This is a genomic window from Pseudomonas sp. IPO3778, assembly GCF_013386825.1.
GTDB lineage: Bacteria > Pseudomonadota > Gammaproteobacteria > Pseudomonadales > Pseudomonadaceae > Aquipseudomonas.
Map to the genome: position 1 here is coordinate 101,806 of NZ_JACARC010000017.1, position 12,839 is coordinate 114,644.

Genomic DNA, 12,839 nt, shown 5'->3' on the forward strand with positions numbered 1-12,839 from the left:
CGTCATCACTTCGTTGGTGTATAGACTTTTGTTCCGCTTGGCGAATGCACGGTTATATTACAGCCAAGGTTACGAGCCAGTGAGCGAATCCCACCGGCACCAGGCAGACCGCATGCCCGACAGGGATCCCGGTCCACCCACATTTCAGCGCTATCTGCTTTACCTGCCTTACCAGCATTAACCGCATGCTGTACCGCCTCTGCTTCTGCATGAGTTTTAGTTTGAGCGTTGACGCGGTCAAGGGTAATCGGAGTTTTAGGATTTTGAGCCCCTGAATTTATACCTTCAAAACGTTGGCCATTGACCTCTAAAAGAGCCAACGTAGAAGTGTCTTCTGCTGAACCTGCCTTAGGTAGTCCAAGTGATTTTCTTCGCTCAGCAAGCTGTTGCGTCGGACTGCAGGATTCTCTTTCCAATCCAAAAGGATCAACCCAGCCGGTAGGGTTTGGGGCGTACGCATATACGTTCAACCCACCAGAAAACCCAATCGGGTCTTTGCTAATAAACCGTCCAACCTGCGGATCATAGTACCGATGCCGGTTGTAATGCAGCCCCGTCTCATGGTCGTGATACTGCCCCTGAAACCTAATCGCATTGGTCAGCCCTTCACGCTGGGCCCATTCCGAGCGCTGTTCTTGCACTTCACCCCAAGACTTGTACTGCGCGCTCCAGGCGATTTTCCCGTTGTGATCAGTAAGCTCTTGCGGCGTACCCAGATGGTCGCACTGGTACCAAGCCAGCACATCAAAGGGTTGTGCTTTGGACTTGTGGTTCCACAACGGATCATCATCAACGTTGTAGGCACCTTCGTAAGTCGGTTGGGCCAACAGGCGAATCGGTTGGTGTCGCATGGCCTGCGCCACGGGCACGAAACTGCCGGGTTCGTAAAGGTAATGCACCGTGCGGCCCGCGCGGCCATCAACCTGGGCCGGGCTGCTTTCCCATGCGAGTGTGTCGCCGTCCCAGCCAAACAGGGTGAAGCCGCAGCCATGCTCGCGTTGTTTACGGGCATGCTCGTTGTGGTTCCATTGTGAGCCGCCGTCAGGTCGTTGTTTATGGTGCGCGAAGGAACTCTTGTGCAGACGACGCCCCAGTGCATCGTAGGCATAATCGACTCTCAGGCGACTGTCTTCAAAACGCACCAGTCGGTCAAATAGGTCCCACCGCATGTGGCTCTGTTGGCCGTTGTGCCAGCGCCGAATCTGGTTGCCGCGTTCGTCGTATTCGTAATGGGTGCCAGCGTATTCCCGCAGCAGGTTATCCATCAGTTTGTTGCGTTTTGGATCTTGATCCAGTGGGCGGCGGACTTCCGCGACGCTGTTGTCCAGCAGGTTGCTGGCCGGGTCGAAGGCGAAGTTTTCGACGCCCAGACGACTGGTGGCACTGAGCAATCGGTCCACCAAATCGTAGCGATAGGACAGCGGGCCACGGCGGCTGTCGTTAATGTTGGTCAGTTGCCCGGCAGCGTCGTACTTGTACTCGCGTTTGAGCAGTGTGGATTTGTCGTCGCTGCGGTTCAGCAGTTGTTCTTGCAAGCGCCCCGCCGGATCCCATTGCTGGGTTTGCAACAGGCGGTTGCCTTGGTGACGGGCGATTTCGCGATGCAGGTCGTCGCGCTCGTAGCCGATGAGTTCGTGTTCATCCAGGCGCATCCCCAGTAAATGGCCGCTACCATAGGTCAACCAACTGACACGGTGCCCATCCGGGCGGGTGGTGGCGACACGTTGGTTGAGTACGTCGTACTCGTGCGCCCAGACCGCGACCATCGGCTTTTGCAGGCCCAGATAGTGTTGGTGCTCGTGCAGCACATTGCCGGCGGGGTCGTGGAACCATTGCAGGCGGCTATCGGCGTTGCTGGCCATGACCATATTGCCGTTGCCATCGTAGGCGAAGGTTTCGCTTTGTGACTGATTCCCCAAACTGGCGCGACGCTCAATCAATCGATTCATTGGGTCGAATTTGACTGCAGTAACACGCTGCCCATTGATGGTGCCCGCTAATTGGCCGGTGCTCGGGTCGTAGTCGTACACAGTGCTGCGACCGTCGAAGCCCGTTTCCTTGAGCAAGCGGCCAACCGGGTCGTACTGGAACGTTGCCTGTTGCTGGTTTTCGTTTTCCAACGCCAGCAACTGACCAAGACGGTCCCACCGGTAGCGCAGGGTTTGTTCGGCAGCGTCTACTCGCTCGGAGATCAAGCCAGCGGCGGTGTAACTCCAGGTGGTGCAACGATCCAGCCCGTCGACATGGGCCAGCAAACGGCCCTCTGCGTCGCGTTCAAAACGTTCCTCGGTCTTGTCTGGATGCTGGATCAGTACCAGTTGCCCTGCCTTGTACTGGTATTCGGTTTTGTTCCCGACGGCGTCGGTGAAACAAACCATTTGCCCACGTTCGTTATATTCCCAAGCGCTCACCTTGCCAGAACAGTCGGTGTACTTCACCAACTGACCCGCGTCGTTGTACTCGAGTTCTTTCGCGTTGCCGTTGGCGTCCTTGATCTCCGTCGGCAGACCGGCCGGGTTGTAGGCGTATTCAGTCTTGTTACCCAGCGGGTCGACGGCCTCAACGAGGTTGCCGTGGTCATCGTAATCTCGCTGCCACAGTCCGCCTTCGGCGTCGCTGATCTTGATCAGTTGATCCTGGTCGTCGTAGGCGTAGTGCAGGACGCTGTGGTCAGCCCGAATATGTTCGAGCAGATTGCTGCGTTCGTCGTAGCTGTAGCGATCGGTGCTGCCGTCAGTGTGGACATGGCGGACGACGTTTTTTGCGTTATCGCGGAACAACCATTCGGAACGTTCGTCGGGATGACGGATGCGGTAGGTGTAGCCAAGGCTGTCGTAGTAGTGCCAGGTTTCGTTGCCAAGGGCATCCGTGACGTAGGCCAGACGGATGTTCTCGTCCCACTCCAAGTGGGTATAGAAGCTACCGTCATCGGCCCATTCGCGCACGGCCTTGGCATCGGCGCCCTGGCCTTGCCATTCCAGGTTCATACCGCGCCCCGTGCGGTCGGTGTAGCGGGTAATCAGGTGACGCTGGTATTGGTAGCTCCAGGCTGCACCATTCTCATCCTGTGCCTGAATCAAGTCACCGACACTGTCGTACTGGTAAGCGCAGAGCTGACGCAGCGGTACGCCGTCACGAATTTCCCACAGACCGATCAGCCGACCGTGATCATCAATCATCGTGCCGAGGTGCAGGTGGACCTTGGTCACATCATCCTGATAGGTGATCAGGTCCGACAACACTGACCGCTCGCCGTGGCGGTGTTCATAATGGAGCATGATCCCGGCGCCGTTGCGCAGTACCACGCCGGTCAGCAGGTAGCGCTGGCCACGGCGCACGTAGGTTTCCTTGCGCTCGAAGCCACGGCACAGCAGCAACTGGTCGTCAGTGACGCGGACCACCGTGAGATTTTCGATAGCGTCGTAGTGGAACAAGCCGACTTTGGGCAGCGGATAGTCATGGCTGCGGCCGTCGGCGTCATGGAACTTCAGTGCGTTATCGACCAGGTCGAAACGCGTCGTGAAGGCAGTGATCCAGCGCGCACCCAGTACATCCTGATCATAAGCGTCTAGGTTTGAGGAATAGGTACGGGTCCACTCAATCGGAAACGGTCCCGGCAAACTGAAATCAGTGTGTTTTAAGGACTCCGAGCCCAAAGCGAAACTGATACTCCCGCCGGTACCTGCGCAGGCACAATTCTTCTTTTCATTGGGATGGTTTTGCGCCGGTCCCTCGTGCTCATTGACGTCCACCTTGCCTTCACCCGCCTTGTGTGTGGCCTGGCTGGTAGCACCGGGTTTGACATTGCCACCTTGACCATGGGCGTTGCGCTTACGCCAAGTCGCGACAGCGCCGGCCAGCACTAATAGCAACGCGCCTATGGATTTCTGCATCTGAGGATCACTCAGACTATTGAGCTGAGTACGCAACTCCGGACCCACAGCTCGCAACGAGGAGGTGCTGGCCAGCACCTTTTTCTTCACCTCATCAGGAAGCAGATGCTGTGCGGCACTATTGGCAACGCCCTTGCCGGCAGCCTTGTAGACATTGGCCACAGCGCTGAAGATATTGCTGATGGCGGCCTTGGGATCATGCAGCAACTGATTGCCTGCGGCGTCGAACTGCTGCTCTGCCTCGTGAACATTGCCCTTGGCGTCGAGTTGACCTGTGACTGCTTTCTCGAGGCCATTGGCAATCTCGTTGATCACGCTTTCACCGAGCTTACCGGCGTCGTCGAGAATTTCCTTGAGTTTGGTCTGAGCCTGTTTCACGAAGTCATCGATGGTGCCGACGATATCGGCATTCAGGTGCCCGACGACAATCTCAATCAGCGAATCCCCCAGCAACGTCTTGCCAGCCTGCATCAACTCCTGGCGAACCAGGAATAGCGTCGGGCGCAGGCTCATACGGGCAGCGGCCATACTCGGTGGCGCGGGTAAGACACCGATCAGATTGATGCCCAGGCTGACCCAATCGAGCACGTCGCGTTTTTGGCTGGTGGACAGAGTGACGATGTCATTCAAGGCATCAACCAGCGCCATGATGTTGCCGACGACCGGCAACATACCGGCAACGTTCTTGATCTGGTCGAGGGTGACGACACCGCCGCTGGCGGACTGGAGCCAAGCGTCGAAATGCGCGGCGCTACGTCCGACATCCTCCACTTTGATGAGGTTCAGCGGAACGATCGCTACCTGAGGTTCGCGCTTTGTTGCAACAGTGATTTCTGAAGTCATGAAAGCATCTCACCCGCCAGCAGGCTCGGGGTTTTGAGGGAAATATTGGGAGGTGTGAGGGCCGGCAGACTCGGCAACTTGCCGCTCTTGCTCGCCGAGCCGAGGAGGCTCGTTGCGTTCGGTATGACCGCACTGGCGAGCTTCGGCAACCCAGCCGAACCACCTTGCATTACGCCTTGGACTTGCTGCGCGGTTTGCATCGCGCCTTGGGCGGTGCTCACGGCGCTCATGCCGGTCTGTGCCAAGCCTTTCCCTTTCGCCAAGAGGTCGGTACTACCGCTCGCACTCGGTAGAGCCTTGGCGACCATGGCTTGCACCTGGGACGGAATACCACCGGACGTTGGCGGACTGAGCGGCCAATCCGGTTTACCGATGTAGCTGCCCTCGCTCCAGGTGTCCGCCGGGTCCTTGCCAAACATCACCCGCGCCGGCCCCGGCGCAGCGCCAGAGACCGTGGCAAAACCTTTGGCGTCGAGCGTACCCTTGAGGCTCTTGCCCAGCGCATCAATCACTTCAAAATCGCCGCCTTTGATGCCCTGTAGCCCGGCGTACTGATTGAACAATTCGAGATTGCCGTTGCCCGGTTTCGGCGGTTCCGGGAAGGCGCCGGCCAGATTTTTTGCCCCCGTATAGGCGAAGCTCGCCGCGTGGGCGGTGTAGGGCCCGGTGGTGACGTGGGTAATGCCACCGGCGTTGTAAGTCGTAGCGCTACCGCCGCCCTGAATCACTAGTTCGGTCTTGGCGGTGAGGGTGATGCGGTCAGCGTTGGCGGTAATGTTGAGTTTAGCCAGCAGGTTGATGCTGTCCTTCAACGCTCGCACGTCGATATCGCCCGAGGCTGCGACCAGTCGCCAGCCCATGCTCTGCACGAACAGGCGCATACCCTGGCTGGCGCTGGCGAGCAGGCGTTTGCCGACCGACAGGCTGGTGTGCCCTGTGCTGCTCAAGGCCAAGTGTTCGCCGGTAGCAATATGAGTGGACTGTGGCGTGGTCAGCGCGATACCCGCCGGACTGGCGAGTACCAGATGCGGTTGAGTGAACTCCGAAAACTCATTTGCGTTGATGTTGGCGGGGCCGACAATACCCTGATGCTGGGCATGCAGCGCCTTGGCTACGTCATCCTGATCGCCAGCTTCCTGCGCCTGATTCTCGATGGCCTGGATTGAGAAACCATCCTGCTGATCGCTGGCCGTGGCCAGGCGTTCGGCAGTTTCCGGCAAGTCCTTGTGATGCTTGGTTTCGTTCGGGCGCGGCTCGGTGGTAATCAATAAACCCGCAGCAGCGCGTATTGCCCCGTGTCGATCAGTCCGTAGTTCAAAGCCTTCACCTCGCGGCTGACCACCCGACGGGCGCGGATGAGTCAGGTAGCCAAGGTTGATCGCGCTGGCGCCATGGTCACTGCGCAAGGCGATGCTGATCTCGCTGGTGGTGTCGTCGATGCGTAATTCGTTAGCACGGCTGCCTTTGTATTCCTTGCTCTTGACCGTAGCCAGAGTTTTGAAATCCGGCAGCTTGTACGGCGGTAGGTTGGCGCCGTGGTACAGGCAGCCAGTAATCAGAGGTTGATCGGGATCACCTTCCAAAAAGGTAATCAGCACTTCCATACCGATACGCGGCAGATTGATCGCGCCGAAATTCTGACTGGCCCAGTTCGACGCGACACGCATCCAGCAGCTGGTTTTGTCGTCGTGCTGACCTTCTCGGTCCCAAAAATATTGCACCTTCACCCGGCCATACTGGTCACAAAAAATCTCTTCACCTTCGGGGCCGGTGACCACCGCACTCTGGGTGCCGAGCACTTTCGGTTTCGGGTGATCGAGTGGCGGACGGTAAGGCACGCTCCAGGGGATGGCGCTGAACCGGTTGCGATACCCCTGCTGGAAGCCGTCCTTCACGTCCGTGACATCGCCGGTCACCGACTCTTCCAACACCTGCGGTTGCTTGCCTTCGTGGAATATTTCGGTCAGCAGCCATAGGTCGTTCCAGGCCGGATTGGCGTGTTCGGTCAGGGCCAGGAAATGCCCGCTGACCAGTAGCGGCTGATCGCTGTGACCTTCGGCCAATTGGTAGTCGCTGCGATGGCGCTCAAGGTTCCGATTGGCGAGGTACTTGCCGCGTTCGCGGTCAACGAAACGGCCCGGATAATCGTAATCTTCCAAGTCCGGTTGGGCGGCGCTCTTGGCGGCGCTTTCCAGTTCGATGCGCGGTTTGGTGAAATCGTAATCACGGCGAGTGACGCGACTGGTGCGGGTGGCCAGCCGCAGACCGAAGCGTTTGACCATTGGTGTGTCGGCGACCATCCCGGTGTCTTGCTGATAGGCCACTGGCGAGAGTTTCGGGAACACCGTCTGGTCGTCGCCGAACACCAGCAGGTGGCCTTGGGCGCTGTGCTGAAAATGGTAGTGAATACCCTCTTCCTCACACAGACGCTGGATGAAATCCAGGTCGGATTCATCGTACTGCACGCAGTAAATGCGCTCGGGGTAGACCGCACCCAGCTGGAATTTATGATCGCTGGTGAGGATGCCGTGCTCTTCCAATACCTGAGCGATAATCTGCGGCACCGTCATCTGCTGGAAAATGCGCTGATTGACCCGATGGGCCAGGTAGGCCAGTTGCGGACGTAACGAAATCCGATAGCGGCTCAGGCGTTTACCGGCCTCGCCCTGAGCGATGCTGTAGACCAGCCCGTGAATACCGCTGCCCGAGGGCGACAGCTGCAAGAACGCGAGTTTGTGCAGCAGGCTTTCGAGATCGAGGAAAGCGCGTTCACTGACCAACTCCAGCTCAAACTCAAATGGCGTGTTCAAGGCTTCGCGACCCTTGAAGGCCAGAACCTGAAAGTCCGCGCCCTCGAGGGTCAGCATGAAATGGGGCTGGTTGGCCGGTGAGAACATCCCTGGCTCCTCATACAGTGCAGCAGCGTCCCTCAACACCCAAGTGGGGCATCAACGAACGCAGAATTTTTGAGTAACGCGAACAGCATCGACCAGCAACGCTGGCCGATGTATTGAGGCAGTCGGCCCGACTTAACCGGCGACCGGGGTACGCCAGTCATCGGAACCCGAAGTGCCAGAAACTTCGTGGGTCCAGGTGATTTTGCGGTAGGTGAACTCAACGTCTTCCAGGTGAGTGAAGTGTGAGTTCGCCGGATCCTGGCAGTTGTGCATGTAGTCTTTGATGTCGACGATGATTGCGTCTTCAAGTTTGGTGGTGAAGTAGTGTTCCTGGGTGCCGGCAGCCGAGGTGCGGTACCACTGGATTTCAATGGAGGTCAGACGCTCGCCCGACGTCAGGGCTGCCAGCAGCAGCGGCGAGGACTTGTCGAACACCTTGGTGATTTTAACTGGCCTGTGCACGCGCTGGCCGGTGGGTTGGCCGGACTGCGGGTCACGCGGGATGATCACTTCGTGGCTGAAACCCTGAACCATGACCTGGTCTTCATGACCTTCCTGGTAGGTGTTGCCAACCGAATCAGCGGTGAAGGCACCGGCGGTGATCAAACCTTGTTTGGTACCGGTGATGGACATATAGGCGGGCGTAGCCATGGAGATGCTCCTTGCTAAATAGGGAACCCGTAGGCGCAATGCCTGCCAGGTGTCCGACTGAGATATCAAAATCCAAGCCAGCTATTCCATAGCCATTATTTATCAAAGACTTAAATCTACCTCCCCGTATACTTTCCGACTTTCATGCGAAAACGCAGAATAAAGTGCGCAAAAAGTTGCGCATAGTTGCGCAACTTTTTGCACTTTCGTCTGTACATAGCGGACCATGCAGGCTGCATAAAACTATCCACAAGTTTATCCACATTTCAGTGCGCAACATCTTACTCAACCTTTCAGCCGACCAGCAACTGCTTCTCGGTGACATATTTATCGTTTGGATTCTAGCTTTTCAAAAAAGGCGAGATCTTTTTTACACCCCCAGGCGAAAGGATGAGTTTAGTTATGAAGCCGGCATCTGGGCTGAGTTCTTGCAAGGTTATCCAACGTAAAATAGGGCATTAAAAATAAAAGCAACGAACCAAAAAATTATTAAAATCCAAAGTCTAGCCGCAGATAGCCCCAAATATTTAATATACTATTAAACACCGATCTTACCTTATTAATAAGCACAATACGCCCTGCAAAAATTAAACAGGGCCATGAAAATATGGCATTCTGCTCGCTTATGACCACAATACAATTACCAGAATATTCTGGATGTCGGCCTTTATCTTGTATGGGATAATTATAACTAACATCTATTAAAGAGAAAAACTGTGAGATCAAATCCTTTTACGAAATCCATTTACATTTCCGATGAGGCCATTTTCAATGCTTTTAACAATGATGAATTTATAGCTTGGTACCAGCCAAAAATTGACTTACTCAGTATGGATTTTATAGGAATGGAGGTATTAATGAGATGGCAAAGCACCTCTCATGGGCTTATCACACCAAACTTTTTTTTGGATAGAATAATATCACACAAGCTATTAAATCCGATAACCGAGTCAATTCTACATCAAGTTCTGGATACCCAAAAAAAATTTATTGATTCAGGAAAAACTCTACCACTGTCTTTAAACATTAATGCTAACCAGATACAAGACTCAGAATACATTAGAAAATTACTGAAAACTATCGAGACAAAAAAACAAGCTTCCGCCCCTTTAACATTCGAAATTACTGAAACAACAGACACTAATTTCAAAAAACAATCTGTAGCGAGCAACATTCGAAAAATTAAAAGCGCAGGGATACGCATTTCTATCGATGACTATGGCACTGGATACTCGTCTTTAGATAGGCTATGTGATTTACCTTGCGACGAGTTAAAACTAGATAGGCTATTCATAAAAAAAATTCTAACATCAAACAAACATTTAATTGCAGTAGAAAATACTGTAACCATGGCAAAGTCAATGGGCATACATGTGGTGGCTGAAGGAGTGGAAAATAAAGAGCAACTCTTATTGTTACAAAGCTTAGGCTGTGACTTTGCTCAAGGTTTTCTTTTCTCCCCTCCTATCCCTCAAGCATATATAGAAAATTGGTACAATCGCTGGAACGGAGCTATATTACTGTAAAAGTCTATTTGAGCTTGATAGCCTCAAAAAAACCAATCAACCTTGAGATGCATTCCGAAAGACTTTGTTCCGCATTAAAACCCACATTATCAACGATAGCTTCCTCAACAGTGCAAACATACTCCACCAGATTATTTAGCTTAAAAACATTTAAACTACTTCGAATTCTATGCAGAGTCTCGAGTACGCTTTCAGGATTATCAAGCAATGAAAAAACTGAAAGTTTATTTAAGTCAGACAGATTCAATTCTTTAAACTGTTCTAACAAGCAAGAAAGTTCAGGATTTTCCATGAGTGCTTCGGATAGTTGCGCGGTATCGACAGTCTTCGGCGACGCTGAGCCAGCCTCTTCGCATGTATGAAAGTATAAGGGCAGCCACTCTTCAAGAGTACATCTTAAAGTATCTAAGTTAAGTGGCTTTAACAAAAGCGTATTGATCCCTGAAGACAAGAAACGCTCGTGCTCTTCAACTTGAACGCTTGCAGTCATTGCAATGATTGGAAAATTAGAAAGCTTAGGTAATTTCGATCTCAATTTTTTCGCTAAAGAATATCCATCCATTACGGGCATGTAGCAGTCTGTTATTAACATACAATGAATTTTAGAGTTAAAACGATGTATTGCTTCTGATCCATTTGAAACGATTTCGCAAGCATAGCCCAATCGTTTTAACTGCCCTCTGATCAGCTCCTGATTAATAGGATGGTCCTCTGCAACTAAAATTTTACATTGCTTTTTCTCTATGCAACCAATATCAGAAATATTGCTTGGCTCATCGAGCATTTCAACTATTTCACTACAAGCATAGATCAAATCCCCCCATATAAATGGATTGCTACTGAGTATTGGATAGGAATTAGAGTTTTCTTTCCAACCAGAAAATATAGGGCTATCAGATACCGCAATAACATTTTTTAAACTTTTTTTATCTATTAGTTTTGATTCATCGATGAAGCGAATACAACAATGTTTAAGGTCTTCTTTATTTTCAATCTTAGCTCCTAAAACCAAAAGCAAATTTTCAAGCGCAGTTTTATTTTTTTCACTAACTAAATCTATGGAAACGCACTTCCCATATAAAAAATTGAAATTTTTAGGTGATGGAGACTTTCTTACTAAGAGCTTAATACTAGCATGCGTGCCAAATCCAAGTGTACTTTCTAAACTTATAGCTCCTCCCATTAGCTTTATAAGTCTCTCACTAATAACTAGCCCCAACCCGCTCCCTCCATATCTTCGGGTTACGGAACTGTCGCCTTGAGTGAAGGGGCTAAAAAGCCTGCCTGTCTGCTTCTCGTCCATACCTATACCTGTATCAGAGATAACGATAGTTACAAATTGCTCAGCCTCATTTATATTATCCACACTCACTTGGAGAGATACTTCACCTTCAGATGTAAATTTAATGGCGTTAGTGATCAGGTTTAGCAATACCTGCCTCAAACGCAAATTATCGATGAGAACCGTTGGGGCCAATTTATCATCGATATTGACATATACGTTAAGCCCTTTTGAATGAGCTTGATGTGCAGTTATTCCTATAGCATTGCCAATGACCGCCCTTAAATCAGTTTGTTCATAATGCAAGTCTAGATGATTAAACTCCATTTTTGAAAGATCTAAAATATCATTTAGCACTGTCATGAGAGACTTCGTTGACTCATCAATCATTTGCAAAATACGCTGCTGGTCAGGAGACATCGATTTAGAATGCAATAATTCCAACAATCCAAATATCCCGTTCATTGGAGTTCGGATCTCATGACTCATTGTTGCCAAAAACTCACTTTTGACTCTAACCGCTTCCTCAGCGGACTCCTTAGCTTTTGATAAATCCAAGGATTGTTCCCATTCATTCGTTATATCGACCCAAATTCCGCTCCAGACAATTACTCCTTTGGCAATCGTTTCATGAACGGCATCAATTCTAATATGCCGCTCCCTGCTCTCAGTTTGACAACGTACAACGCAGGACATTGGCTGTAAGTTTTCAGCAGATACTGCCATATCTATTAGTAATTTTTGGTAATCCGCGGAATGTAACATTTTAAAAAGATTCTTCGAATCATGTTGAATGTCCTCTATTTTCAATCCAAGCATTTTTTCGACGGGACCGGACAGATATTTAAAGCTTGGATGGCTACCCTCTATTTGGTGAGCTTCAAATAAACCCACTGGTAAATGTGTAGTCACTCGATCAAGATGCATCTCGAGGGACAGAGCCTTTTGCTGAATTAAGCGCATATAACTAACGTCCGTAAAAGAAATCACTGCACCGACGAAGATCACACCTGAATTAAACACTGGTTTGATATTAAACAGCAAAACTCCTGATTCGCCTTGGCCGTGTTCGACTTCAAAATCAACTCTTTGTTTATCCCTCAATACTTTTTTTAAAGCGTCATCAATCGCGCTCTTAATACAAGATGGATAAAAAGCGGATAAGTCTTTTTTTAAAAATTCGTCTTCGCCAGTTTCAATTCCGAACCGCTCTCTATATTGGTCACTGACGTATTTACATTCCCCATAAACATCAATGTATGCTAAAGGTGAAGACACACCCTCGATAATTGCTTCTAAATTGTTTTTTTCAAATTCAATTCTTTCAGCGCTTTTCTTCTTTTTATAAAACTTAAAAATAAAAAACATCATCACGAAAGTTATTGAGAGAAAAATAGCATCTTCAAAAACTCTTTTTATATCTATCATCTCAGACCCTATAGTTAATCTTCAAAAATATGCTACCAGAGAGTAATTCAATACTTTAGCTTCTTGCCTTCCAACATCAAATACCCACTCTGCATTACGATCAAGCAATATCATCACGCCAATAAGCCTTTAAGCCTTTAAGCCTTTAAGCCTTTAAGCCTTTAAGCCTTTAAAACAATTTTCTACAAATAACATTTTTCGGGCAAAAATTTTGAAAGCTGATGAACTTCTAAACACCCAGTGATGTCAATATGGAAGCACGAAAGAAATTACTTATTTAGCAACTTAAAGCTAATTTATTAAAAGCGAGAAGTGAAAT

5 protein-coding genes are annotated in these 12,839 nt (G+C 50.7%); 1 reads left to right on the forward strand and 4 read right to left on the reverse strand.

All coding sequences use genetic code 11. The annotated features are described in order from the left end of the window. Nucleotides 1-5: 5 nt before the first annotated feature. The 3 genes from HX855_RS06945 to HX855_RS06955 form a co-directional block, all read right to left on the reverse strand. Nucleotides 6-4,736, reverse strand: coding sequence for an RHS repeat-associated core domain-containing protein (locus tag HX855_RS06945; protein WP_177082856.1), 4,731 nt, complete (start codon nt 4,734-4,736; stop codon nt 6-8). Then, on the reverse strand, nt 4,733-7,633 hold the full coding sequence (locus tag HX855_RS06950) for a type VI secretion system tip protein VgrG (protein WP_177082858.1): 2,901 nt from the start codon (nt 7,631-7,633) through the stop codon (nt 4,733-4,735). The genes HX855_RS06945 and HX855_RS06950 overlap by 4 nt, the downstream gene beginning before the upstream one ends. A gap of 132 nt (nt 7,634-7,765) precedes the next feature. Beyond that, nucleotides 7,766-8,284 carry an Hcp family type VI secretion system effector gene (locus HX855_RS06955; RefSeq protein WP_177082860.1) on the reverse strand — a complete coding sequence of 173 codons (519 nt, stop codon included), beginning with the start codon at nt 8,282-8,284 and terminating at the stop codon, nt 7,766-7,768. Nucleotides 8,285-9,000: 716 nt separating this feature from the next. Here HX855_RS06955 and HX855_RS06960 point away from each other — a divergent pair. Next, nucleotides 9,001-9,810, forward strand: coding sequence for an EAL domain-containing protein (locus tag HX855_RS06960; RefSeq protein ID WP_177082862.1), 810 nt, complete (start codon nt 9,001-9,003; stop codon nt 9,808-9,810). A 4-nt stretch (nt 9,811-9,814) separates the two neighbouring features. Here HX855_RS06960 and HX855_RS06965 read toward each other — a convergent pair whose 3' ends face one another. Beyond that, nucleotides 9,815-12,520: an ATP-binding protein gene (locus HX855_RS06965; protein ID WP_177082864.1), complete on the reverse strand. Its 2,706-nt coding sequence runs from the start codon at nt 12,518-12,520 to the stop codon at nt 9,815-9,817. Nucleotides 12,521-12,839: the final 319 nt, after the last annotated feature.

Excerpts from the sequence above, each read along its gene's own strand:
- HX855_RS06945 (WP_177082856.1), bottom strand. The coding sequence starts at position 4,736 with ATGACTTCAGAAATCACTGTTGCAACAAAGCGCGAACCTCAGGTAGCG.
- HX855_RS06950 (WP_177082858.1), bottom strand. The coding sequence starts at position 7,633 with ATGTTCTCACCGGCCAACCAGCCCCATTTCATGCTGACCCTCGAGGGC.
- HX855_RS06955 (WP_177082860.1), bottom strand. The coding sequence starts at position 8,284 with ATGGCTACGCCCGCCTATATGTCCATCACCGGTACCAAACAAGGTTTG.
- HX855_RS06965 (WP_177082864.1), bottom strand. The coding sequence starts at position 12,520 with ATGATAGATATAAAAAGAGTTTTTGAAGATGCTATTTTTCTCTCAATA.